The sequence below is a fragment of the Geodermatophilus africanus genome (assembly GCF_900107105.1).
Lineage (GTDB): Bacteria > Actinomycetota > Actinomycetes > Mycobacteriales > Geodermatophilaceae > Geodermatophilus > Geodermatophilus africanus.
On record NZ_FNOT01000014.1, the window covers coordinates 14,613 to 38,008 of the forward strand.

The 23,396-nt window shown below is 76.4% G+C and carries 27 protein-coding genes; 19 read left to right on the forward strand and 8 right to left on the reverse strand.

Annotation, left to right across the window (positions count from 1 at the left end; translation table 11 throughout):
- Window positions 1-27: 27 nt before the first annotated feature.
- Both obgE and proB read left to right on the forward strand, forming a co-directional pair.
- Entirely contained in the window at window positions 28-1,509 is a 1,482-nt protein-coding gene (gene obgE / locus BLW63_RS20190) for a GTPase ObgE (RefSeq protein WP_091160348.1), read from the forward strand.
- Window positions 1,506-2,627, forward strand: a complete 1,122-nt coding sequence (proB, locus tag BLW63_RS20195; RefSeq protein WP_091160351.1) for a glutamate 5-kinase — start codon at window positions 1,506-1,508, stop codon at window positions 2,625-2,627. Before obgE ends, proB begins: the two co-directional genes overlap by 4 nt.
- A gap of 28 nt (window positions 2,628-2,655) precedes the next feature.
- On the opposite strand, the gene BLW63_RS20200 is transcribed toward proB, so the two are convergent.
- The gene (locus BLW63_RS20200) at window positions 2,656-3,063 is read right to left on the reverse strand and encodes a RidA family protein (protein WP_091160354.1); all 408 of its coding nucleotides are present in this window, start codon (window positions 3,061-3,063) and stop codon (window positions 2,656-2,658) included.
- A gap of 66 nt (window positions 3,064-3,129) precedes the next feature.
- Here BLW63_RS20200 and BLW63_RS20205 point away from each other — a divergent pair, with 66 nt between their 5' ends.
- Window positions 3,130-3,774 (forward strand): TetR/AcrR family transcriptional regulator, encoded by a 645-nt coding sequence (locus tag BLW63_RS20205; protein WP_091160356.1) that lies wholly within the window; start codon window positions 3,130-3,132, stop codon window positions 3,772-3,774.
- 363 nt (window positions 3,775-4,137) lie between these two features.
- On the opposite strand, the gene BLW63_RS20210 is transcribed toward BLW63_RS20205, so the two are convergent.
- Window positions 4,138-4,617 carry a pyridoxamine 5'-phosphate oxidase family protein gene (locus tag BLW63_RS20210; protein ID WP_170856883.1) on the reverse strand — a complete coding sequence of 160 codons (480 nt, stop codon included), beginning with the start codon at window positions 4,615-4,617 and terminating at the stop codon, window positions 4,138-4,140.
- 52 nt (window positions 4,618-4,669) lie between these two features.
- On the opposite strand from BLW63_RS20210, the gene def reads away from it, so the two are divergent.
- The 3 genes from def to BLW63_RS20225 are packed head-to-tail and all read left to right on the forward strand — an operon-like array spanning window position 4,670 to window position 6,556.
- A complete protein-coding gene (def, locus tag BLW63_RS20215; RefSeq protein WP_091160362.1) occupies window positions 4,670-5,155 on the forward strand; it encodes a peptide deformylase in 486 nt (161 codons plus the stop codon).
- 1 nt (window position 5,156) lies between these two features.
- On the forward strand, window positions 5,157-5,753 hold the full coding sequence (locus BLW63_RS20220) for a GNAT family N-acetyltransferase (protein ID WP_091160365.1): 597 nt from the start codon (window positions 5,157-5,159) through the stop codon (window positions 5,751-5,753).
- Between the two features lie 20 nt (window positions 5,754-5,773).
- Window positions 5,774-6,556, forward strand: coding sequence for an isocitrate lyase/PEP mutase family protein (locus BLW63_RS20225; RefSeq protein WP_091160599.1), 783 nt, complete (start codon window positions 5,774-5,776; stop codon window positions 6,554-6,556).
- A 100-nt stretch (window positions 6,557-6,656) separates the two neighbouring features.
- On the opposite strand, the gene BLW63_RS20230 is transcribed toward BLW63_RS20225, so the two are convergent.
- Window positions 6,657-6,962, reverse strand: a complete 306-nt coding sequence (locus BLW63_RS20230) for a hypothetical protein (RefSeq protein ID WP_091160367.1) — start codon at window positions 6,960-6,962, stop codon at window positions 6,657-6,659.
- Entirely contained in the window at window positions 6,959-7,615 is a 657-nt protein-coding gene (locus BLW63_RS20235; protein WP_091160370.1) for a maleylpyruvate isomerase family mycothiol-dependent enzyme, read from the reverse strand. The genes BLW63_RS20230 and BLW63_RS20235 overlap by 4 nt, the downstream gene beginning before the upstream one ends.
- Before the next feature lie 71 nt (window positions 7,616-7,686).
- Here BLW63_RS20235 and BLW63_RS20240 point away from each other — a divergent pair, with 71 nt between their 5' ends.
- From BLW63_RS20240 to BLW63_RS20250, 3 genes are all read left to right on the forward strand, one after another.
- Window positions 7,687-8,133, forward strand: coding sequence for a MarR family winged helix-turn-helix transcriptional regulator (locus tag BLW63_RS20240; protein WP_091160372.1), 447 nt, complete (start codon window positions 7,687-7,689; stop codon window positions 8,131-8,133).
- Between the two features lie 75 nt (window positions 8,134-8,208).
- On the forward strand, window positions 8,209-8,430 hold the full coding sequence (locus tag BLW63_RS20245) for a type II toxin-antitoxin system Phd/YefM family antitoxin (protein ID WP_091160375.1): 222 nt from the start codon (window positions 8,209-8,211) through the stop codon (window positions 8,428-8,430).
- Window positions 8,427-8,819, forward strand: a complete 393-nt coding sequence (locus tag BLW63_RS20250) for a type II toxin-antitoxin system VapC family toxin (protein WP_091160378.1) — start codon at window positions 8,427-8,429, stop codon at window positions 8,817-8,819. The genes BLW63_RS20245 and BLW63_RS20250 overlap by 4 nt, the downstream gene beginning before the upstream one ends.
- A gap of 9 nt (window positions 8,820-8,828) precedes the next feature.
- Here the strand turns inward: BLW63_RS20250 and BLW63_RS20255 are convergent, their stop codons facing one another.
- From BLW63_RS20255 to BLW63_RS20270, 4 genes are read right to left on the reverse strand one after another with little or no spacing between them, the layout of a single operon-like run.
- On the reverse strand, window positions 8,829-9,221 hold the full coding sequence (locus BLW63_RS20255; RefSeq protein ID WP_091160381.1) for a Fur family transcriptional regulator: 393 nt from the start codon (window positions 9,219-9,221) through the stop codon (window positions 8,829-8,831).
- Window positions 9,218-10,237, reverse strand: coding sequence for a metal ABC transporter permease (locus tag BLW63_RS20260; protein WP_091160383.1), 1,020 nt, complete (start codon window positions 10,235-10,237; stop codon window positions 9,218-9,220). The genes BLW63_RS20255 and BLW63_RS20260 overlap by 4 nt, the downstream gene beginning before the upstream one ends.
- A gap of 1 nt (window position 10,238) precedes the next feature.
- Window positions 10,239-11,033 carry a metal ABC transporter ATP-binding protein gene (locus tag BLW63_RS20265; protein ID WP_091160387.1) on the reverse strand — a complete coding sequence of 265 codons (795 nt, stop codon included), beginning with the start codon at window positions 11,031-11,033 and terminating at the stop codon, window positions 10,239-10,241.
- Window positions 11,030-11,980: a metal ABC transporter substrate-binding protein gene (locus tag BLW63_RS20270; protein WP_091160390.1), complete on the reverse strand. Its 951-nt coding sequence runs from the start codon at window positions 11,978-11,980 to the stop codon at window positions 11,030-11,032. Before BLW63_RS20270 ends, BLW63_RS20265 begins: the two co-directional genes overlap by 4 nt.
- A 74-nt stretch (window positions 11,981-12,054) precedes the next feature.
- On the opposite strand from BLW63_RS20270, the gene BLW63_RS20275 reads away from it, so the two are divergent.
- The 10 genes from BLW63_RS20275 to holA all read left to right on the forward strand — a co-directional run bounded on the left by BLW63_RS20275 (window position 12,055) and on the right by holA (window position 23,264).
- A complete protein-coding gene (locus tag BLW63_RS20275; RefSeq protein WP_091160393.1) occupies window positions 12,055-13,308 on the forward strand; it encodes a glutamate-5-semialdehyde dehydrogenase in 1,254 nt (417 codons plus the stop codon).
- Between the two features lie 25 nt (window positions 13,309-13,333).
- On the forward strand, window positions 13,334-14,233 hold the full coding sequence (locus BLW63_RS20280) for an AAA family ATPase (RefSeq protein WP_091160395.1): 900 nt from the start codon (window positions 13,334-13,336) through the stop codon (window positions 14,231-14,233).
- Complete coding sequence (locus BLW63_RS20285) at window positions 14,233-15,675, forward strand: vWA domain-containing protein (RefSeq protein WP_170856884.1); 1,443 nt, start codon at window positions 14,233-14,235, stop codon at window positions 15,673-15,675. Before BLW63_RS20280 ends, BLW63_RS20285 begins: the two co-directional genes overlap by 1 nt.
- Window positions 15,676-15,844: 169 nt before the next feature.
- Entirely contained in the window at window positions 15,845-16,603 is a 759-nt protein-coding gene (gene nadD, locus BLW63_RS20290; protein WP_244522694.1) for a nicotinate-nucleotide adenylyltransferase, read from the forward strand.
- Entirely contained in the window at window positions 16,600-17,133 is a 534-nt protein-coding gene (rsfS, locus tag BLW63_RS20295; RefSeq protein ID WP_091160400.1) for a ribosome silencing factor, read from the forward strand. Before nadD ends, rsfS begins: the two co-directional genes overlap by 4 nt.
- Window positions 17,130-17,861, forward strand: coding sequence for a histidine phosphatase family protein (locus BLW63_RS20300; protein WP_091160403.1), 732 nt, complete (start codon window positions 17,130-17,132; stop codon window positions 17,859-17,861). Before rsfS ends, BLW63_RS20300 begins: the two co-directional genes overlap by 4 nt.
- Before the next feature lie 50 nt (window positions 17,862-17,911).
- Entirely contained in the window at window positions 17,912-18,811 is a 900-nt protein-coding gene (locus BLW63_RS20305) for a DegV family protein (RefSeq protein ID WP_091160405.1), read from the forward strand.
- 139 nt (window positions 18,812-18,950) lie between these two features.
- Window positions 18,951-19,796 carry a ComEA family DNA-binding protein gene (locus BLW63_RS20310; RefSeq protein WP_091160408.1) on the forward strand — a complete coding sequence of 282 codons (846 nt, stop codon included), beginning with the start codon at window positions 18,951-18,953 and terminating at the stop codon, window positions 19,794-19,796.
- On the forward strand, window positions 19,793-22,390 hold the full coding sequence (locus BLW63_RS20315; RefSeq protein ID WP_091160411.1) for a ComEC/Rec2 family competence protein: 2,598 nt from the start codon (window positions 19,793-19,795) through the stop codon (window positions 22,388-22,390). Before BLW63_RS20310 ends, BLW63_RS20315 begins: the two co-directional genes overlap by 4 nt.
- Window positions 22,272-23,264, forward strand: a complete 993-nt coding sequence (holA, locus tag BLW63_RS20320; protein ID WP_139263703.1) for a DNA polymerase III subunit delta — start codon at window positions 22,272-22,274, stop codon at window positions 23,262-23,264. Before BLW63_RS20315 ends, holA begins: the two co-directional genes overlap by 119 nt.
- Window positions 23,265-23,396: the final 132 nt, after the last annotated feature.

The following is a 23,396-nucleotide window of genomic DNA, read 5'->3' on the forward strand; positions in this document are numbered from 1 at the left end:
AGCGAAGAAGCAGGAGGCGGCGCGGACATGGCCGCTTTCGTCGACCGCGTGGTCGTGCACGTCGCCGCCGGGAACGGCGGGCACGGCGTCGCCTCGATCCACCGCGAGAAGTTCAAGCCGCTCGGCGGCCCCGACGGGGGCAACGGCGGCAACGGCGGGGACGTCGTCCTCGAGGTGGACCCCAGCGTGCACACGCTGCTCGACTTCCACCACCGACCGCACCAGAAGGCCGCCAACGGCCGCCCCGGTGAGGGGAGCAACCGCCACGGCGCCCGCGGCGAGGACCGGGTGCTGCGCGTCCCCGCGGGCACCGTGGTCAGCACCCCCGACGGCCGGGTGATCGCCGACCTGGTCGGCGCCGGCACCCGCGTCGTGCTCGCGCACGGCGGCAAGGGCGGCCTGGGCAACGCCGCGCTGGCCAACGCCCGGCGCAAGGCCCCGGGCTTCGCGCTGCTCGGCGAGCCGGGGGAGGCCCTCGACGCCGTCATCGAGCTCAAGAGCATCGCCGACGTCGGGCTGGTCGGCTTCCCGTCGGCCGGCAAGTCCTCGCTCATCGCGGCCATGTCCGCCGCGCGGCCGAAGATCGCCGACTACCCGTTCACCACGCTGGTGCCCAACCTCGGCGTGGTCCGCGCCGGCGACACCGTCTTCACGATGGCCGACGTCCCCGGGCTCATCCCCGGCGCCTCCGAGGGCCGCGGGCTGGGCCTGGAGTTCCTTCGCCACATCGAGCGCTGCGCGGTCCTGGTGCACGTCGTCGACATGGCCACGATGGAGCCCGGCCGCGACCCGGAGAGCGACATCGAGGCGTTGCAGTACGAGCTGGCGCAGTACCGCGAGGACCTCGTCGACCGGCTGCGGGTCGCCGTCCTCAACAAGGTGGACGTGCCCGACGGGCGCGAGCTGGTGGACCTGGTCCGCGAGCCGCTGGAGCAGCGCGGGCTGCAGGTCTTCCCGGTGAGCGCCGCGACCGGCGAGGGCCTGCGCGAGCTCGGCTTCGCGCTGGCCCGCGCGGTCGAGGAGCACCGCGCCGCGCTGCCCGAGCCCGAGCCGGTGCGGGTCACGCTGACCCCCCGGGCGGTCGACGACAGCGGCTTCACCGTCGAGCGCGACCCGGACGACGAGGGCACGTTCACCGTGCGCGGCGTCAAGCCCGAGCGCTGGGTGCGCCAGACCGACTTCACCAACGACGAGGCCGTCGGCTTCCTCGCCGACCGGCTCAACCGGCTCGGCGTCGAGGACGCCCTGCAGGAGGCCGGCGCGCAGGAGGGCGACACCATCGCCATCGGCGACGTCGCCTTCGACTTCGTGCCGACGCTGCCGGCCGGCACGCTGAGCGTCGAGGAGACCGCCGGCCTCGGCGGGCGGGGCACCGACTCCCGCATCGACGCCCCGCACCGGGTGCGCGCCGAGGAGCGGCTGGCCGCCAAGAAGGCCCGCCGGGTGCCCTACGAGCTCACCGAGACCTGGACCGACGAGGACCTGCCCGACGGAGACGACGACGCATGAGCCCGCGCCCGGAGATTGCCGGCGCGCGGCGGGTCGTGGTCAAGGTCGGCTCCTCGTCGCTGACCAGCCTGCCGGGTGGGCTGGACGAGCCGCGGCTGGCCGCGCTGGTCGACGTCCTCGGCGCGGTGCACGCGCAGGGCCGCGAGGTCGTCCTGGTCTCCTCGGGGGCCATCGCGGCCGGCCTGACCCCGCTGGGGGTCGTGGGCCGGCCGCGGGACCTCGCCACCGCCCAGGCCGCCGCCAGCGTGGGCCAGCTCCGGCTGGTGCAGACCTACGCCGATGCCTTCGCCCGGCACGACGTCACCGTCGGCCAGGTGTTGCTGACCGCCGACGACCTCACCCGGCGCAGCCACTACCGCAACGCCCAGCGCACGCTGGAGCGACTGCTGACCTTCGGCGTGCTCCCGATCGTCAACGAGAACGACACGGTGGCCACCGAGGAGATCCGGTTCGGCGACAACGACCGGCTGGCCGCGCTGGTCGCGCACGTCGCCCGGGCCGACGCGCTGCTGCTGTTCAGCGACGTCGACGGCGTCTACGACGGCGACCCGCGGCAGGGCCCGGCGCAGCTGCTGGACACCGTGCGCGACCCCGCGGACCTCGGGGAGGTCTCCCTCGGCACCGCCCGCCGCAACGGCGTGGGCACCGGCGGCATGGCGACCAAGGTCGAGGCCGCGCTGATCGCCGCGCAGGCCGGCGTCCCCGTCGTCGTCACCTCCGCCGCGCAGGCGGCCGCCGCGCTGGCCGGGGACCAGGTGGGCACCCGTTTCGCCGTCATGGGGCCGCGGCCCCGGGCCCGCCAGTTCTGGCTGCGCTTCGCCACCCGCCCGCGCGGCCGGCTGCACCTGGACGAGGGCGCGGTCCGGGCGGTGCGCGAGCGCGGCGCCTCGCTGCTGCCCGCGGGCGTCACCGGCGTGGCGGGGGAGTTCCTCGCCGACGACCCGGTGGAGCTCGTCGGCCCCGACGGCGTCGTGGTCGCCCGCGGCCTGGTGGCCTACGACGCCAAGGAGCTGCCCCCGCTGCTGGGCCGCAAGACCAGCGAGCTGGACCCGGAGTACCGGCGCGAGCTCGTGCACCGCGACGAGATGGTGCTCGTCCGGCGCCCGTCCCTCGGCTGAGGAAGGACCCCGGTCAGAGGGTCCCTCCTCAGGGGAGCACGGCGATGGCGTCCACCTCGACGAGCAGGTCCGGCTCGCCGAGCGCGGCCACCGGCAGGAGCGTGACCGGCTTGGTGAGGTCGAGGCGAAGGGCCTCGGCGGCGCGGCCCACGCCTGCGCCCAGGGCGGCCAGCTTCTCCGGTGACCAGTCCACGACGTACAGGGTGAGCTTGGCGACGTCGTCGAAGCTGCCACCCACCGCGGCGAGGGCGGTGGCCACGTTGAGGTAGGCCTGCTCGACCTGGGCGGCGAGGTCGCCGGCGCCCACCGGCTTCCCGTCCGCCGTCCGGGCGACCTGGCCGGCCAGGTAGACGGTGCGCGAGCCCGTGGCCACCGCCATCTGGCGGTAGAACTCCGGGGCAGGGATGCCTGGCGGGTTGGACAGCTGGATCGGCACGGGGAGCTCCCTCGGTCGGGGTGATGTGACGTTGTTATGTAACACCGCTGCGCTATCCTTGGCAACGTGCCCCGCGCCGCGGATCCCGCCGTCCGTCTCGCCCTGGTGGAGACGGCCGCCGAACTGCTCGCCCGCCGCGAACCGGTGACCGCCCGGTCGCTCGCCGACCGGGTGGGGACGTCGACGACCGCGCTCTACACGCACTTCGGCGGCATGCCCGGGCTGTGGCGGGCCGTGCGCAACGAGGGCTTCGTCCGGCTGGGCCGGCGCCTCGCCGCGGTGCCCCGCACCGACGACCCCGTGCGGGACCTCGCCGCGCTGGGCGCCGCCTACCTCGACAGCGCCCGGGCCGACCCGTTCCTGTACCGGGCGATGTTCGACGCGGCGGCCGACCTGGAGGAGCCGGCGGTCGCCGACGACGCCTTCGCCCTGCTCGTCGAGGCCGCGGACCGGGCACGCCGGGCCGGCCGCCTCGCCGAGGCGTCCGACCCACTCGCGGTGGCCACGTGCTACTGGGCCGGGGGGCACGGGCTGGCCATGCTCGTCGTGACCGGCGTGCTGCCCGCGGAGGCCCTCGCCCTGCACGGCCCCGAGCTGGCGGTCGCGGCCCTCGTCGCGGCGGGGGACGAGCCCGGTCGGTGCCGGGCCTCGGTGCTCGCCGGCTGGTCCGGAGCCGGCGCCCGTGACCCGGGACCGACGACGCCGGGCTGATAGAAGTGTTCGCATCGGTTGACGGGTCGGGGTGACCGGCGGGGGTGAGCCGGCCGGCGGGGCCCGATCAGGGCCCCGCTCGCCCGCCGCGGGCCGGGCCCCCGACGCCGACCGGTCCCGACGCCCGGCTGCTGAGCACCTCCGTGGCAGCTCCACCCCTGCTCACACCTGTGAGCAGGGGTGGAGCTGCCACGGAGGTACTGCACGCGGCAGGCCCCGGCGGTTCCGGCGGTGCCCGACCGGGGGGCGTGGGTCTCCCGTCCGGCGGCGTCCACTCCACACGACCCGCTCCCGGGTACGCCCGCACTCCCGGACGACACCCGACCCCGCCAACCCGCGTGCGAAGCGGTGTGAGCGCGCGGATCAGGTCGGGAAGACGAACCGGGTCGCGTCCGCGGGGTAGGACGTCCACGCCAGCACGCGGACGGGGTCCAGCGCCAGCGCCCCCGCGAAGGCGGCCGCGTCGGCGCCGGAGCCGTACTCGGGGTACTTCGCGCGCGACTCCTCCGCCAGCCGCCGGGCGAGTGCCGGGTCGGGCCGGGCCGGTCGCACGCGGCCCTCGACGACGACGGCCTGCTGGGGGTCCGGCAGGTGCATGGCCACCTGCGGGCGGTCACGGGCGGTGCGGACGTGCACCGCGTCGTCCCCGCCGCCGTAGTACCAGACGTCGTCGAGCCACAGCCCGTCCACGGGGACGACGTGCGGCCGGCCGTCGGCCCGGCAGGTCACCACCCAGTACTGCCGCGCCGACGCCAGCCGCGACCGGACCGCCGCCCAGTCGAGGGTGGTGCTCGCGGTGCCGTACCCGTCGGGGAGCCGTAGGGGCTCCGCGCGTGGCTCCATGGCGACCTCCCGCCGTCCACCTGCCGGTACCCGCACTGGGAGACTGCCGACCGTGACGATCCGTCCCATCCGCGAGCTCGGTGACCCGGTCCTCCGCACCCCCGCGGACGAGGTGCGCAGCTTCGACAGGGAGCTGGCCGCGCTGGTCCGCGACCTCGAGGACACCGTCGCCGACCCCGGACGGGCCGGCGTCGCCGCACCGCAGATCGGCGTCGGGCTGCGCGCCTTCTCCTACAACGTCGACGGGCGCATCGGTCACGTGGTCAACCCGCGGCTCGTGGAGGTCTCCGAGGAGACCCAGGACGGCGACGAGGGCTGCCTGTCCATCCCCGGCCTCTGGGCGCCCACGGTGCGGGCGATGCACGCCGTCGTCGAGGGCTTCGACGTGCACGGCGAGCCGCTGCGGCTGGAGGGCACCGGCCTGATGGCCCGGGCACTGCAGCACGAGGTCGACCACCTCGACGGGAAGGTCTTTCTCGACCGGCTCACCGGCGAGGCCCGCAAGGCCGCGCTGAGGGCGCTCCGGGACCCGGGCTGACGTGGCGGGCCCGGAGCCGGTGACCCTGGCCGGCGGCGTGGTGACCCTCGAGCCGCTGCACCGCGGGCACACCGACGAGCTCGCGGCCGCCGTGTCCGACGGCCGGCTGTGGGAGCTCTGGTACACGTCGGTGCCCACGCCGGCGGGGATGGCGGCGGACGTCGAGGCGCGGCTCGCCCAGCAGGCGGCGGGGGAGATGCTGCCGTTCGTCGTCCGCCGGAACGCCGACGGAGCGGTGGTCGGCGCGACGACCTACATGAACCTGGACCTGGTCGTGCCGCGGCTGGAGGTCGGCTCCACCTGGACGGCCGCCTCAGCGCAGCGCACGGGGGTCAACGCCGAGAGCAAGCTGCTGCTGCTCACCCACGCGTTCGAGACGGTCGGCTGCCTCGCGGTCGAGTTCCGCACCCACTGGCACAACCAGCAGTCCCGGGCGGCGATCGCGCGCCTGGGCGCCAAGCAGGACGGCGTGCTGCGCAACCACCGGCGGATGCCGGACGGGTCGCTGCGGGACACCGTCGTCTTCTCGATCACAGACGCCGAGTGGCCTGCTGTCCGCAGCGGGCTGCGGCACCGGCTGGCGCGGCACGCCGGCTGACCGGCCGTAGCGTGGCCGGCGTGACCGACCTCGCCAGCCGCGCCCGCACCCTGCTCGACCTGCACAGCGCCCCGGAGATCCTGGTCCTCGCCAACGTGTGGGACGTCGTCTCCGCCCGCGTGGTGGCCGCCACCGAAGGCGTCCGCGCCCTGGCCACCGCCAGCCACGGCATCGCCGCGACCTTCGGCTACGAGGACGGCGAGAACATCCCGCTCGACCTGCACCTGGACATGGTCGGCCGGATCACCGCCGCCGTGGACCTGCCGGTGAGCATGGACATGGAGGCCGGCTACGGGGACCCCGGGGAGACCGCGCGCCGCGCCATCGGGCTCGGCGTCGTCGGCGGCAACCTCGAGGACCAGATGCGGCCGCTCGACCAGGCCGTGGCCGCCGTCGAGGCGGTGCTGCGGGCCGGCCGGGACGCCGGGATCGACTTCGTGCTCAACGCCCGCACCGACACCTTCGTCCGCGCCGCCGAGGGCGCCGACCGGGGCGAGCTCGTCGCCGAGGCGATCCGCCGCGGCCGCGCCTACCTCGAGGCCGGCGCGCCGGTCGTCTTCGTGCCGCGCCTGGTCGACCGCGACGAGATCGCCGCGGTCGTCGAGGGCCTCGGCCGCAACCGGCTGACGCTGATCAGCGTCCCCGGCGCCGCGCTGCCCGCCCTCGAGCTGCAGGAGCTCGGCGTGGGTCGCGTCTCCACCGGGCCGTTCACGCAGCGGGTGGCGCTGACCGCGCTGCAGGACGCGACGGTGGAGATGGTGCGCGGCGGCACGCTGCCCGCGGGCACCCGCGCCCTCAACTGAACGAAGGACCCCCTCGCCCCCCGCCCCTCGCAGGCTCGCGGCGGGCCCCTGCGGGGGGGCCGTTCCAGCACCTCGCCGGCCCCGGGGGCCGGCCGTTCCGTCACGTCACCACCACGCCGGCCGGGACCACCAGGCCGCGGACCTCGAACTCGGTGACCACCTGGGCTGGGGGTGCCTGTCCCCGCAGGACCTCGGCGACCACCGGCCAGACCACCTCCCGGTTGGCGCGCTCCCACTCCTCGCGCGACTCCCACACCTCGATCACCTGGAACCCGTCCGCGGTCTGCCGGGCCACGTGGAGCAGCAGGCCGTCGACGGCCGTGCCGGCCCGCTCCACCATCGCGGCGTGCACCGCGTCGTAGGTCGCCACGGGTGCGGACACGTCGGTCACCACGCCCAGGGTCATGTCGTCCTCCTCGCGTCCTGCCGGCGGCCGTCCGCCGCCAGCAGCCGTTGCACGCCCTCGCCGGAGAGCCGGTGCACCGTGGCGGTGCGGCCGGTGACCAGGAGCAGGAGGTCGCCGGTCGTGCCCTTGACCGGTGCACCCTCGCCCAGCACGAGGTCGCCGTCGGTGGCCCGCAGTCGCAGGCCGGCCAGCCGCCTCCGCGCCCGGAACGGGAAGCCCATGTCCCAGGCCCGCTGCGCCGCCGCGGCCGCGGGGACCGGGGGCACCGGCCGCGCCCGGCCCAGCGGGACGGCGATGTCCTGGCCGTGCACCAGGACGTCGACGAGCGGCTCCAGCGGGGACATGAACGGCGCCGTCCGCCGCGAGCCGACCATCGCCCGGATCCGCCGGCTGCACTCCTCCGGGGACAGGGGGCCGAGGCGCAGCGCCGCGTCGCGGATCATCCGGTCGAAGCTGCCGCGCGCCCGGACGGCGCCGACGAGCGCGTCCCGGTACCCCATGTGTGCCTGGGTCAGGTGGGTCGCGACGTCCCGCACCAGCCAGCCGGAGCAGAGGGACGGGGTCTCCCACTCGGTGGGGGGGAGGTCGTCGAGCAGGTCGGCCAGGCTCAGACGCTCGGAGTCGATGCTGCGCCACACGTCGTCGAGGTCCATGACCCCTCCACCGGCTTGGTATGATGATCTGACCATCTAGTCAGATAGGCTGACGACCGTCAAGGGGTGCTGTGACCGATCCGGCAGGAGGGCGGCAGAACCTCGGGCTGCTCTGCTTCTACCCGCACCGCGCAGTGGAAGCGCGGCTGTTCGCGGCGCTGGCTGCGGCGGGGTTCGACGACATCACCCTCGCCCAGGGCCGCATCGCGGCGCGGATCGGCCCAGGCGGTACCCGGCTCACCGACCTGGCCGCGCAGGCCCTGGTGACCAAGCAGACCGCGAACCACCTCGTCGACCAGCTGGAGCGGGCCGGCTACGTGCGGCGGGTCCCCGACCCGACCGACGGGCGGGCGCGGCTGGTGCAGATCGCCCCGCGTGGCGAGCAGGTCGTCGCGCTGGCCCGCCGGGTCGAGGCGGAGGTGGAGGCCGAGTGGACCGCCCACCTGGGGGAGGAGGCCACCGCCCAGCTGCGTGCGGCCCTCGAGCGGCTGCGGGAGGTCACCGACCCCTACCGCTGAGCGGTGCCCACGGCACTGTCCAGCTTGGCCAAGTCGACCTGGTCAACCTGGCTGGCAGGCCTTACTGTGAGGGCCATGACCCACGTGAACGTGCAAGAGGCCAAGACACGGCTGTCCCAGCTGCTCGCGGCCGCCGAGCGCGGCGAGGAGGTCGTCATCGCCCGGGGCGGCCGGCCGGTGGTGCGCCTGGTGCCGGTCGACGAGCCCGCACCCCGCCCCGTCGGCTTCGTGGCGGGGGACGTCCCCGAGGCCTTCTCCGAGCCGCTGCCGGACGACGAACTGGCCCGGTGGGAGTGACCTCGCTCCTGCTCGACACCCACGCCCTGCTGTGGGTCCTGGTGAATCCGGAACGCATCCCCGCAGCGACCCTCGCGACCGTGCAGGCGCCGGAGACCACCGTGTACGTCTCCGCGGCCAGTGCCTGGGAGATCGCTACGAAGCACAGGCTGGGCAAGCTGGCGGGCGCGGCGGCAGTGGTCAGCGGTTACCGGGAGCACCTCGCCAGGCTGCGGGCCCAAGAGCTGCCCATCACCGGGCACCACGCGCTCACCGCCGGCACGCTGCAGTGGTCCCACCGCGACCCGTTCGACCGGGTGATCGTCGCGCAGGCGGTGCTGGAGTCCCTCCCCGTCGTCACGAGTGACGCCGCGCTCGTCGAGTTCCCCGCCATCCGCACCGTGTGGTGACCCTCCCGCTCAGCGGGCGGCGCAGGCCGCGCAGGTGCCGAAGACCTCGAGCTGGTGCTGGACGTCGGCGAAGCCGTGCTCGGCGGCGACGCGGGCGGCCCAGCGCTCGACCGGCGGGTCGGCCACCTCGACGGTGCGCCCGCAGGAGCGGCACACCAGGTGGTGGTGGTGCACCGGCGAACAGCGCCGGTACGCGGCCTCGCCCTCGGTGCGCAGCACGTCGACGAGGCCGTCGTCCAGCAGGGCCTGCAGCGCCCGGTAGACCGTCGCGAGCCCGACCGCGTCCCCGCGCTCGCGCAGCAGCGCGTGCAGGTCCTGGGCGGTGCGGAAGCCGTCCTGGTCGTCGAGCAGGGCCAGGACGGCGCTGCGCTGCCGGGTCTGGCGGCGGGGGCCCTCGGTCATGCCCTGCCACCTGTCCCCGCCGGCGGTGCGTGCTCGCCGTGCTCGTCGTAGTGCACCCCCGCGCCGGTGCGGTGCGGGGCGTGCAGGTGGCCGTCGTGGTCGTAGTCGACGTGGTCGCCGTGGAGGACCGCCGGGTGGCCGCAGCCCGCGCCGTGCTCGTGCGGGTGCGCGGCGTGCACCTCCGCGCGGCGCCGGTGCCTGCGGCGGGCGGTCGCCTCGCGCACCGCGACCGCCGTGGTGGCCAGCAGGAACAGCGCGATCGCCAGCAGCACGATCGTGCCGCCGGACGGGGTGCCGGCGTAATAGGAGGCGGTCGTGCCGGCCACGCTGGTGACCAGGCCGATGGCGCAGGCCAGGTACACCGTCTGGCGGAAGCTGCGGGCCAGCTGCTGGGCGACCGCGCTCGGCACGATCATCAGCGCGCTGATCAGCAGCAGGCCGACCACCCGCATGGACAGCACGACGGTCGCCGCGACCAGGGCGGCGAGGACGACGTTGAGCGCCAGGACCGGCAGGCCCACCGCGCGGGCGTACTCCTCGTCGTCGCTGACCGCGTACAGCCGGCTGCCGAGCAGCCCCACGACGCCGAGCACGACGACGGTGATGGCGCCGAAGACCGCGACGTCGGCGGTCGTCGTGGTGGTGATGGCCCCGAACAGGTAGGCCTCGAGGTTCGTGGCCTGCCCGCGCGGGGCGAGGCTGAGCAGCACGACGCCGCCGGCGATGCCGCCGTAGAAGAGGACGGCGAGCGCGACGTCGCCGCTGGTGCGGCCGCGGGCGCGGACCAGCTCGATGAGGACCGCGCCGAGCACGGCCGCCATGAGCGCCGTCCCGACCGGTGCGGTGGAGGTGAGGACGCCGATCGCGACGCCGGTGAGCGCCACGTGCCCGAGCCCGTCGCCGAGCAGGGAGAGCCGGCGCTGCACGAGGAAGACGCCGACCGCCGGCGCGACGAGCCCGACCATCAGCGAGGCCAGCAGTGCCCGCTGCATGAAGCCGTACTCGAGGACCTCCACCTCAGCGCCCCCCGTCCGTCGTCACCCGGGGCTGGTCCTGGCGGTACCCGCGCGCCGGCGGCAGCCCCGTGCCCTCCGGGTGGTGGTGCCCGTCGTCGGTGGACCCGGCCCCGGCCAGCGGCCCGTCGTAGGCGATCCGCCCGTGGTCGACGACGACGGCACGGGTGAGGACGCCGGCCAGCGCGGCCGTCTCGTGCGTCACGACCAGCAGGGTCGTCCCGGTGGCCGACACGTCGGCGAGGACGGCGGCCAGCGCGTCCTGGCTGGCGGCGTCCACCCCGGCGGTCGGCTCGTCCATGACCAGCAGCTCCGGCTCGGCGGCCAGCGCGCGGGCGACCAGCACCCGGCGCTGCTGCCCGCCCGAGAGCGAGGCGACCGGGTCGCCCAGCCGGTCGGCCAGCCCCACCGCGGCCACGGCGTCCTGCACCGCCGACCGGTCGGCCGGGCGCAGCCGGCCGAAGGGGCCCAGGCGGGCCAGCCGGCCGACGCCGACGACCTCGCGCACCGTCGCCGGGACCGCGCCGCTCACCGTGTGCCGCTGCGGCACGTAGCCGATCCGGCCGCGTTGGGCGGGCGGGGGACGACGGAGCCGCCCCACGGGGGCGCCGAGGACCTCCACCTCGCCGCCCAGCACCGTGGCCAGGCCCAGCAGCCCGCGCGCGAGGGTGGTCTTGCCCGACCCGTTGGACCCGAGGACGGCGACCGCCTCGCCGTCGGCCACGGTGAGGTCGACGCCCTCGACGACGGCGACGTCGCCGTAGCCGATGCGGGCCTCCCGCAGCCGCACGGCGGTCATGAGCAGGACTGCCCCTCCTGCAGCGTGGCCAGGTTGGCGCGCATGACCTCGAGGTAGTCGCTGCCGGCCGACTCGTCGGTGAGCCCCTCGAGCGGGTCCAGGACGGCGGTGCGCACGCCGGCCTCGGTCGCGACCGTCTCGGCGACGGCCGGGTCGACGAGGGTCTCGGTGTAGACGGTGGTCACGCCGCGCTCCCGGACCAGCTCGGAGATCTCGGCCTGGGCGGCCGGGCTGGGCTCGGCGGAGGGGCTGAGCCCGCTGATGCCGACCACCTCGAGACCGTACCGGTCGCCGAGGTAGCCGAAGGCGTCGTGGCCGGTGACCAGGGTGTCCACCGCGCAGCCGGCCAGGCCCGCCTGCATCTCGGCGTCCAGCGCCTCCAGGTCGGTGCGGAGTGCCGCGGCGTTCTGCTCGTAGGTGGCCGCGCCGTCGGGGTCGGCCTCGGCCAGCCGCTCGGCGAGCGCGTCGCCGACCGAGGCCAGCCGGACCGGGTCGAGCCAGAAGTGCGGGTCGGTGGCCTCGCCCTCCTCGGCGTGCTCCGCGTGCTCCTCGGCGGTCTCACCCTCGTGGGCGTGCTCGTCGGCGATCCGCGTGAGGTCGGCGGCCCGGCCGGCGTCCCACGCCGTGTCGCCGGCCTCGTTCTGCGCCGCCTCGTCGAGCGCCGGCTGGAAGCCCTCGAGGTAGACGAGCAGGTCGGCCTCGGCGACCGCGGCGACGTCCTGCGGTGCGAGCTCGAGGTCGTGGGCCTCGGCGCCCGCCGGGGTGAGCGAGGAGACGTCGGCCCGGTCGCCGGCGACCCGCTGCGCCGCCCACTCCAGCGGGTAGAAGCCGGCGACGACGGTGAGCCCGTCGCCGCCGTCTGCCGCGGCGCCCTCGGAGCTCCCGCAGCCGGCCAGCGCGAGGGCGGCGGCCGATGCGGTCACGGCACGCGTCGTCCAAGCGTTCATGGGAATCATTCTCACAGATGCGCCTGCGGTCGGGGCGGGTCGGACCCCTCGCCCGCCCGCGTAGGCTCCCGGACGTGTCCGACGTCTCCGGCCTGCCGCTGATCGGGGCCGCGGCGCTGCGCGCCCGCGCCGCCGCCCGGGTGCTGCGCACCCTGCCCACCGACACCAAGGACGGCGCGCTGCGCGCCATGGCCGACGCGCTGGTGGAACGCGCCGACGAGGTGCTCGCCGCCAACGCCGCCGACGTCGAGGCGGCCGCGGCCGACGGCACCCCGGCCTCGGTCCTCGACCGGCTGCGACTCGACGCCGGCCGCATCGCGGGGGTGGCCGACGCGCTGCGCCAGCTGATCGCGCTGCCCGACCCGGTCGGCGACGTCGTCCGCGGCTCGACGCTGCCCAACGGGCTGCAGCTGCGCCAGGTGCGCGTGCCCCTCGGCGTGGTCGGGATCGTCTACGAGGCCCGGCCCAACGTGACCGTCGACGCCGCGGGTCTCTGCCTCAAGAGCGGCAACGCGGCGCTGCTGCGCGGCTCGGCCTCGGCGTTCCGGACGAACACCGCGCTGGTCGCCGTCCTCACCGAGGCCGCGGAGAAGGCCGGGCTGCCCGCCGGTTCGGTCGAGCTGCTGCCTGCCGACCGCGCGTCGGTGGGCGAGCTGCTCAACGCCCGCGGCCTGGTCGACGTGGTGATCCCGCGCGGCGGGGCGTCGCTGATCCAGCGGGTGGTGCGCGAGGCGCGGGTGCCGGTCATCGAGACCGGCGAGGGCAACTGCCACGTCTACGTCGACGCCTCGGCCGACCCCGCGACCGCGGAGGCGATCGTGCTCAACGCCAAGACGCACCGGGTGAGCGTCTGCAACTCCGCCGAGACGCTGCTGGTGCACCGCGACGTGGCGTTCCTGCCGCGGCTGCTGTCTGCGCTGGCCGACGCCGGCGTGACGCTGCACGGGGACGATGCAGCCCGGGCCGCGCACGACGCCGTCGTCCCCGCGACCGACGAGGACTGGGCCACCGAGTACCTGTCGATGGACATGGCCGTGCGCGTCGTCGACGACCTGCCGCAGGCGCTGGACCACATCGAGCGGTGGGGGAGCGGGCACTCCGAGGCGATCGTCGCCGACTCCGCGCGCGCCATCGCCGACTTCACCGCCGGGGTGGACGCCGCCGCGGTGCTGGTCAACGCTTCGACCCGGTTCACCGACGGCGGCGAGTTCGGCTTCGGCGCCGAGATCGGCATCTCCACGCAGAAGCTGCACGCCCGCGGTCCGCTGGGGTTGCCGGAGCTGACCTCCACCACCTACGTCGTCACCGGGAACGGCCACACCCGCTGAGCCGCCCCCGCCCTCGAGGAGCCGCATGCCCCGCCCGCCGTCGCAGTCCCCGCAGTTCTCCTCGGTCTCCGACGTCGGCAAGCGGCTGGCGGCGGCCGGCTACCTGCCCGACGCGCAGATCGCGACGACGGTCTTCCTCGCCGACCGGCTGGGCAAGCCGCTGCTGGTCGAGGGGCCGGCGGGCACCGGCAAGACCGAGCTGGCCAAGGCGCTGGCGACGGCCACCGGGTCGGAGCTGATCCGGCTGCAGTGCTACGAGGGTCTCGACGAGGCGCGGGCGCTCTACGAGTGGAACTACAAGAAGCAGCTGTTGCGCATCCAGGCGGCGCAGGGCAGCTCGGGTGACGGTGGCGGCGCGGACTGGGCCACCGTCCACGACGACATCTTCGGCGAGGAGTTCCTGCTCTCCCGGCCGCTGCTGACCGCGATCCGGCGCAGCGAGCCGACCGTGCTGCTGGTCGACGAGACCGACAAGGCCGATGTCGAGGTCGAGGGGTTGCTGCTGGAGGTCCTGTCCGACTTCCAGGTGACCATCCCCGAGCTGGGCACGGTCACCGCGGTGCGCCGGCCGATGGTGGTGCTGACCTCGAACGCCACCCGGGAGCTGTCCGAGGCGCTCAAGCGGCGCTGCCTGTACCTGGCGCTGGACTACCCGTCGGCCGAGCGGGAGCGGGAGATCGTGCTCTCCCGCGTGCCCGACCTCGCGCCCGGCCTGGCCGAGCAGCTGGTGCGCACCGTGCGGGCGCTGCGCGCGCTGGAGCTGAAGAAGTCGCCGTCGATCTCCGAGACGCTCGACTGGGCGCAGACGCTGCTCGAGCTGGGCCTGGACACCCTCGACGAGGACGCCGTGCGGTCGACCCTCGGCGTGGTGCTCAAGCACGCCAGCGACCAGGACCGGGCCGCGGCCGAGCTGCGGCTGAACTGATGACGGCTCCGGCTGCCGGGTCCGGCGGGCCCGCCGGGCACGGCGGGCTCGCGGGCCACCTCGACGGCTTCGTCCGGGCGGTGCGCGAGGCCGGCATCCCGGTCGGCATCAGCCAGGCCGTCGACGCCGCCGAGATCCTCACCGTGGTCGACCTGCTCGACCGCGAGCAGCTGCGGCACGGGCTGGCGGCGGTGCTGCTGCAGCGGGCGGCGCAGCGGCCGGCCTACGACGTGCTGTTCGACCTGTGGTGGCCGTTGTCCGACCGGCCGGCGGTGCCCGCGGTCGACGACGAGCCCGGCGGGGCGCCGAGGGAGACAGGGGAGTCGACGCTCGACCTGCCCGACGGCACCGACCTGGCCCAGCTGATGCGCGAGGAGCTGTCCCGGCTGCTGCTCGACGGCGACGAGGAGGCGCTGCGCCGCCTCGCCCGCGAGGCCGTCGACCAGCTGGGCCGCACGGCGCCGTCGCCCTCGGGCCAGTCCTTCTTCAGCTACCGCGTGATGCGGGCGCTCTCGCCGGACACCCTGGTCGCCCAGCTGCTGGCGGGCCTGCTCGGGGACGGTGAGCGCGGCGGGCTCGCGGAGCGGGTGGCCCGCCAGACGGTCCGCGAGCGGCTGGCCGCGTTCCGCGCCGCTGTGGAGGCCGAGGTCCGGCGGCGGACGGCGGCCGAGCGCGGCCGGGACAAGGTGGCGAGGAACGCCGTCCGCCCGCTGGCCGACCAGGTCGACTTCCTGCGCGCGCAGGCCGCGGACCTGGCCGAGCTGCGGCGGACCGTCGCACCGCTGGCGCGGCGGCTGGCCGTGCGGCTGTCGGCGCGACGGCGGCTGGGCCGGGAGGGCCGGCTGGACTTCCGCAGGACCGTCCGGGCGTCGCTGGGCACCGGCGGCGTGCCCGTGGTGACCCACCACCGGCCGCGGAAGGTGCACAAGCCCGAGCTGGTGGTGCTCTGCGACGTCAGCGGCTCGGTGGCGGGGTTCAGCCACTTCACGCTGATGCTGACCCAGGCGTTGCGCGAGCACTTCTCCGGTGTCCGGGCGTTCGCCTTCGTCGACTCGACCGACGAGGTGACCCGCTTCTTCCGCCCCGGTGCCGACGTCGCCGACGCGGTCGCGCGGATCGGGCGCGAGGCCGACGTCGTCGCCTTCGACGGGCACAGTGACTACGGGACGGCGTTCGAGGTCTTCGCCGACCGCTGGCCCTCGGCGGTCGGGCCGAAGACGTCGCTGCTCGTGCTCGGGGACGGCCGCACCAACTACCGCCCACCGGGGCTGCCGGTGCTGACCGACCTGGTCGGCCGCGCCCGGTCGGCGCACTGGCTCAACCCCGAGCCGCGCCGGCTGTGGGGCAGCGGGGACTCGGCGGCCGACCGCTACGGCGAGGTGGTCGACATGGTCGAGTGCCGCAACGCCGCCCAGCTCGCGGACTTCGTCACCACGCTCTGAGAGAGGACCACCCTTCCCCCACGCCTCGTAAGAGGACCTCCCTGCCCCCGCCACTCGCAGGTTCGCGGCGGGACCCTGCAGGGAGGCCAGCGGGCCCCTGAAGGGTGACCGTTCCAGCACGTCACCGGGCTGGGCGTCGGTGCCCGCCCCACCCGGATACGCTCGATCGGTGGCAGGTCGGCGGGTCGGGGTGATGGGCGGGACGTTCGACCCCGTCCACCACGGGCACCTCGTGGCCGCGAGCGAGGTCGCGGTCCTCTTTGGCCTGGACGAGGTGGTCTTCGTGCCCACCGGTCAGCCGTGGCAGAAGAGCGACCGCGACGTCGCCCCGGCCGAGGACCGCTACCTCATGACCGTCATCGCCACCGCCTCCAACCCACGGTTCTCGGTGAGCCGGGTCGACGTCGACCGCGGCGGTCCGACCTACACCATCGACACGCTCACCGACCTGCAGCGGCAGCGGCCCGACGACGAACTGTTCTTCATCACCGGCGCCGACGCCCTCTCGCAGATCCTCACCTGGCGCGACAGCGCCGCCTGCTTCGCGCTGGCGCACTTCATCGGCGTCACCCGCCCCGGCTTCGACCTGGGCGCCGCCCACCTGCCGGCGGGCGCGGTCAGCCTGGTCGAGGTGCCGGCGCTGGCGATCAGCTCCAGCGACTGCCGCGACCGGGTCGGCCGGGGGATGCCCGTCTGGTACCTGGTCCCCGACGGCGTCGTGCAGTACATCGAGAAGCGCGGCCTGTACCGATCGGCCGCCGGTGCCCGCGCCGTCGCGCGCGAGGGCATCGCCCACCGCGGCGGCGCCGGGGACGCCTCGCCGTCCGGTGACCGCCCCACCCACTCCCGGCCCCGAGCGACGGCTCCCGGCACCGAGGGCCCGTCTCCCGAACCACCGACCACCGATTTCCAGGAGGTACCCCGATGACCGCCTCGTCCGAGGCGCGGGAGACCGCACTGCTCGCCGCCCAGGCCGCCGCCGACAAGCTGGCGACCGACGTCGCCATCGTCGACGTCAGCGAGCGGCTGGCCATCACCGACGCCTTCGTGCTGGCGTCCGCGCCGAACGAGCGCCAGGTGCAGGCCATCGTCGACGAGGTCGAGGAGCGGCTGCGGCAGCACGGCGTCAAGCCGGTCCGCCGGGAGGGCGTGGCCGAGTCGCGCTGGGTGCTGCTGGACTTCGTCGACGTCGTCGTCCACGTGCAGCACGCCGAGGAGCGTGCCTACTACGCGCTCGAGCGGCTGTGGAAGGACTGCCCGACCATCCCGTTCGTCGACCGCGCCGCGCCGCAGGGCGACGCGGCGGCGCCCGGCACCGCGACGCTCTCGGCTGACGACATCGACCCGGCGAGCGCCGACCCGACGCCGCTCGCCCCCGCCCCGGGGGACGGGGCCACGGCGGGCGGCGGCCCGCTGCAGGACGAGGACCCGTCGGCGCCGGAGGCGGCCGGCCGGTGAGCGACGCCCCGGTGCTGCCGGTGCCGCGGCTGGTCCTCTGGCGGCACGGGCGCACCGAGTGGAACGCCGCGGGCCGCTTCCAGGGACAGCTGGACCCGCCACTGGACGAGGTGGGCCGCCGCCAGGCGCGGCAGGCCGCCCCGCACGTCGCCGCGCCGCTGCCCGAGGGCACGCTCGTCCTCTCCAGCGACCTCGGCCGGGCCGCCGAGACCGCGGTGGCGCTCACCGACGTGCTCGGGGTGCCGCTGCGCCTGGACCCCCGGCTGCGCGAGGTCGGCATGGGCTCCTGGGAGGGGCTCACCCGTGAGGAGGTCGCCGAGCGCCACCCGGACCAGTACGCCGACTGGCTGGCCGGACGGCCCATCGCCGGGCGCGGCGGTGAGGACTCCGCCGACGTCCCGGCGCGGGCGCTGGCCGCGCTGCGCGACCTGCCCGAGGCGCCGGCGGCCGTCCTCGTCACCCACGGGGGGACCTCCGCGCGGCTGATCGAGGCACTGCTCGGACTCGGACCCGAGCACCGCCGGGTGCTGGGCCCCCTGGCCAACTGCGCGTGGAGCGAGCTGGCGCAGCAGCGCGGCCGGTGGCGGCTGCTCCGGCACAACACGACGGCGCCGGAGCTGCCCGACGGACCGGTCCCCGCGCCGCAGCCGGACGCCCGGCACCCCGACGCCGGGGCCAGCCCCGAGGAGGGGGCACCGGGCCCTCCCCAGGACGCCGACGCCCTGTGATCCCCGCCGTGGCCGGTGGGCCGCGGGAGGGTGCGGGCTAGCCTCGCCGGGTGTCCGTCGCCGTGGTCACCGACTCCTCGGCTTACCTGCCTGCCCGCCTGCTGGAGCAGTACGCGGTCGAGGTCGTCCCGCTCTACGTCGTCATGGCCGGTCACTCCGGCCGCGAGGGAGCCGACATCGGGCCGGCAGACGTCGCCCGTGCGCTCACCGCCCGGGGCCAGCGCGTCTCGACCTCCCGGCCGACCCCCGGCGACTTCGTGGCCGCCTACCGCCGGCGCCTGGACGCCGGGGCCGACCGGATCGTCTCGGTGCACCTCTCCGCCGAGCTCTCCGGCACGGTCGATGCCGCTCGGCTGGCCGCCGCGCAGGTCGGTGAGCACGTCGTGACGGTCGTCGACTCCCGCTCGGCGGCGATGGGCAACGGTTTCGCGGTGCTGGCGGCGGCCCGCGCAGCGGCGCGGGGCGAGGGCATGGGCGCCGTGGCCGCGGCCGCCCGGGACACCGCCGCCGCTACCCGCACGCTGTTCGTCGTCGACACCCTCGAGCACCTGCGCCGGGGCGGGCGCATCGGGCACGCCGCCTCGATGATCGGCACCGCGCTGTCGGTCAAGCCGGTGCTGCACGTCGCCGACGGCCGGGTGGTGCCGCTGGAGAAGGTGCGCACGACGGCCCGGGCCCTGGTCCGCCTGGTGCAGCGCGGGGTCGAGGCCGCGGCCGGCCGTCCGGTCATGGTCGCCGTCCACCACCTGGCCGCACCGGAGCGGGCCGAGAAGCTGGCCGCCGACCTCGAGGAGCGGCTGCCGGGCCTGCGCGAGCTCTACGTCAGCGAGCTGGGCGCGGCGATCGGCGCCCATGTGGGGCCGGGCGCGGTGGGCCTCGTCGTGGCACCGGCCGGGGCGCCGCCGGTGCCCACGCAGCAGGACCGTCCGCAGGAGGCGGAGGACGGGTAGCGGGCACGGGTGGGCAGGCACCCGTGCAGCCTGCCCGTCCCGCTCCCGCACCGGCCTCCGGTGTCCACAGCGGCCGGGGCCGTCCACAGGTCGTCGGCGACACGGCCGATCGGGGGCGTCGCTCCCTAGCGTCGCGCCGGTGCGCCTCCCTCCCCGCCGCAGCGACGACGCCGACCTGATCCGGCAACGGCTGCGGGCCCTGCTGCAGGAGAGCCGTCCGCCCGGCTGGGTGCCCAACGACGACCCCGGCACCGACGACCTCCACCCCGAGCGGGAGGAGCCGCAGCCCGGAGCCGCGGAGCCGGCGGACGGGCTGCCCGCCGGCGTCGGCCGGCACCGCACTCCGGGCAGCGCCGTCCGGCTGGCCCCCGGCCGCCGCGCCGCCTGGTCGCTGTGGGTCGCCGGCCTGCTCGCCGCGCTCCTCGTGGCCGGCGGCACGTGGCTGGACCGTCCGCAGGTGCAGCCCGCACCGGTCGAGCCGGTCCCGGCCGGACCGCCCGCGGAGACGGAGCCCGCGGCGACACCGTCGGTGGGGGTCGCCGCAGAGTCCGCGGCCACGGTGGTCGTCTCGGTGGTCGGCCTCGTGGCCCGGCCCGGCCTGGTCACGCTTCCGCAAGGAGCACGGGTGGCCGACGCGGTGGCGGCCGCCGGTGGTCTGCTCCCCGACGCCGATCCGGCCTCGGTCAACCTGGCCGCGGTCGTCTCCGACGGCCAGCAGGTGGCGGTCGGGGTCCCCGGCGCGGAGGTGGCCGGCGGCGCCGCTCCCGGCGGGGCGGGCGCAGCCGGCGGAGCCGGGCCGGTGGACCTCAACGCCGCCACGGCCGCGGACCTCGACGCGCTGCCGGGCATCGGTCCGGTGCTGGCCCAGCGGATCGTCGAGCACCGCGAGCGCAACGGGCCCTTCCGGAGCGTGGAGCAGCTCGACGACGTCCCCGGCATCGGCCCGGCCACCTACGCCGAGCTCGCCGAGCTGGTGGCCGTGTGAGGATCGAGCGCTGGTCGTGGCTGGACCTGCGGCTCGCGCCCGCGGCGGCGACGGTCTGGACCGGCACCCTCGCCGCCCCGTTGCTGCCCGTCCCGCTGCTGGCCGGGGTGGCGGCGGGAGCCGTCCTGGCCGCGGTCGCGGTGTCCCAGCGCAGCCGGGCGCCGGCGGCGGTCGTGCTGCTGGGCGTCCTGGCGGCGCTCGCGGTCACCGCGGCCACGGCGGCGGTGCGGGAGTCGGCCCGGGAGGCCTCCCCGCTCGCCGGAGTGGCCGAAGGACGGCGGACGGTCGAGCTGGTCCTGGAGCTCGACGCCGACCCGACGGCGGTGCGCGGCGTGGGACCGCCTCGGGCCGTCGTCCAGGCCACCGTCACCGCGCTGGTGGACGGCGCAACGCACACCTCGCTGGACGACGCCGTGGTCCTCTTCGGCCCGGCCGACGAGTGGCGCGGCCTGCTCCCGGGCCAGGTGGTCCGGGTCCGGGCGGCGGCCGCCCCGGCTGCCGCGGAGGAGGGCCTGGTCGCGTGGCTGTCGGCGCGGGCGCCGCCGGTGCCGGTCGGGGAGCCCTCGGCGTGGCAGCGGGCCGCCGGAGGACTGCGGGAGGGGCTGCGCGAGGCCGCCGTCCGCCTCCTCGGGCCGCAGGCGGGCGGGCTGCTGCCGGGCCTGGTCGTCGGGGACACGCAGGCGATGGACCCGGTGCTCGTCGAGGACTTCCGGCGGGCGGGTCTGGCGCACCTGACGGCCGTGTCGGGCGCGAACGTGGCGATCGTGCTGGCGGGGGTGCTGGCGCCGCTGCGACGCCGGGCGGTCGACCGGCGGGTGCAGGCGCTGGTCGCGGTCCTCGCGCTGGCGGGGTTCGTGGTGCTCGCCCGGCCCAGCGCCAGCGTGGTCCGGGCGGCGGCCATGGGCGCGGTGACCCTGCTGGCGCTGGCCACCGGGCGGTCCCGCGCGGCGCTGCCGGCCCTCGGTGCCGCCGTCGTCGTGCTGCTGCTGGTCGACCCCGGTCTCGCCCGGGACGCCGGCTTCGCGCTCTCGGTGGCGGCCACCGCCGCCATCGTGCTGCTGGCGCCGGGCTGGTCCCGGCGGCTGCGCGCCCGCGGCTGGCCGCCGGTCCTGGCCGACGCGGTCGCGGTCGCCGCCGCTGCCGGGCTGGCCACCGCGCCGCTGGTGGCCGGGCTCTCCGGGCTGGTGAGCCCGGTGTCGCTGCCGGCCAACCTGCTCGCCGCGCCGGCCGTCGCCCCGGCCACCGTGCTCGGCCTGCTGGCTGCGCTCGCGCTCCCGGTGGTGCCGCCGTTGGGTGAGGCGCTGGTGTGGGTGGCCGGGTGGCCGGCGCGGTGGCTGGTCGTCGTGGCGCAGCGGGCGGCGGCGCTGCCCGAAGGTGCCACCGGCTGGCCGGCGGGCACCCGCGGCGCGGTGCTGCTGACGGTGCTGCTCCTGGTGTGCGGCTGGCTGCTGTGGCGCTTCCCCCGCGCCCGGCCGCTGGCCCTCGCCGCGCTCGTCGGCGTCGTGGTGCTCGGCTGGCCGCTGCGGCAGGTCACCCGCGGCTGGCCGCCCGAGCGGACGGTCCTCGTCGCCTGCGACGTCGGTCAGGGCGACGCGCTGGTGGTCCCGACCGCGCCGGGGGAGGCGGTGCTCGTGGACGCCGGGCCCGACGTCGGTCCGGTCGACCGCTGCCTGGACCGGCTGGGCGTCGACACGCTGCCCCTGGTGCTGGTCACCCACCTCGACGCCGACCACGTCGGGGGGCTGGCCGGAGCGCTGTCCGGGCGGGACGTCGGCGTCATCGCCACCGGCACGCTCTCGCCCGCCGAGGACCGGGCCGGCGTCCTGGACGCGACGGTGCGGCGGGCCGGGGCCGAGCGCGCGGTGCTGGTCCCCGGCGACCGACGGACGGTCGGGACGGCCACCGTCGAGGTGCTCGCCCCGCCGCCGGAGGTCGCGACGGCCGCGGTCCCGGCCAACGACCTGTCGCTGGTGGTCCGGGTGACCCAACGCGGGATCCGGGTGCTGCTCACCGGCGACCTCGGCGGCGCGATGGAGGCCCGGATCCTCGCCCGCGGCGTCGACCTGCGGGCCGACGTGCTCAAGGTGCCGCACCACGGCAGCGCCGACGCCGACCGCGGCTTCTTCGCCGCCACAGGAGCACGGGTCGCGCTGGTCTCGGTGGGCGCGGACAACACCTACGGGCACCCGACCGCCCGGGTGCTGTCCTGGCTGGCCCAGCAGGGCGTGCGGGTGCACCGCACCGACCGGGAGGGCGACCTGGCCGTCGTGGGCGACGCCGACGCGTGGGGGGCGGCCGTCCGCGGGCCGGACGACGGCGCCGCGGCGTCCGGTACAGCGACGGCCGGCACAGCGACGGCCGGCACAGCGGTAACCGGCGCAGCGGTGGAGCGGTCCCCGGAGACTGCGGTCGGCGGGCACGTGGCCGTCCGCGCGGGACGGCGGGAGCGTCGGTCCTGCGTGACACCATGCCGGTGTGGCCGCAGCACCCCCCGCACCGACCTCCCGCCTGCGCGCCGTGGTGGGGGAGGAGGAGCTGCTGCGCTCGCGCGCGGTCTCCGCCGTGCGGGCAGCCGTGCTCGAGAACCACCCTGACGCCGAGCTGCACGACCTGCCGGCGCAGGGGCTGCCCGTCGGCCAGCTGGCCGACGTCCTGGCGCCCTCGCTGTTCGGCGCGCACCGGCTGGTCGTCGTCACCGGTGTGCACGAGGCCGCCGGAGCCCTCGTCGAGGCGCTCACCGGCTACACGAAGGACCCCGACCCGGACCTGACGCTGGTCATCGTCCACTCCGGCGGCAAGCGCAACGAGGCGCTGGTCAAGGCGTTCACCGCCGCGGGAGCTGCCGTCGACGACTGCCCCCGGATCAGTTCGGTGGGGGACCGGATCGGCTTCGTGCGCAACGAGGTGCGCTCGGTGGGCGGCCGGATCACCCCGGACGCCGCCTCGGCGCTGGTCGAGGCGATCGGCGCGGACCTGCGGCAGCTCTCGTCGGCCGCCACGCAGCTGGTCTCGGACTTCGGCGGCACGGTCGACGCCGACGCCGTCGCGCGGTTCCACCGCGGGCAGGCCGAGGTCACCGGCTTCACCGTCGCCGAGCGGGTGCTGGTCGGCGACCGGCAGGGCTCGCTGGAGATGCTGCGGTGGGCCCTGCAGCGCGGCGTCGCGCACGTCCTCATCGCCGACGCCATCGCCGACGGGGTGCGGACGGCAGCCCGCGTCTCCTCGGTGCGCAGCTCCAACCCCGGCGACCTCGCCCGCACGCTGAAGATGCCGCCGTGGAAGGTCAAGCGGGCGCAGTCGCAGGCGCGCGGCTGGAGCATCGACGGCCTGCAGCAGGCGATCGGCGTGGCCGCCGAGCTCAACGCCGACGTCAAGGGCGCCGCGGCGAGCGCCGACTACGCGCTGGAACGGGCGATCCGGCGGATCGTCACCATCCGCCGGGAGACCGGCCGCGGCGTCCGCGGCTGAGAGAGGACCCCTCTGCCCCCCACCGCTCGTCGGAGGACCCCGTCCCCCTCACCCCTCGCCACCTCGGGGCGGGACCCGGGACGGCGCCTGAGCCTCCGGACGGGGCGTGCGGGACTCGTGCAGGAGGCCCAC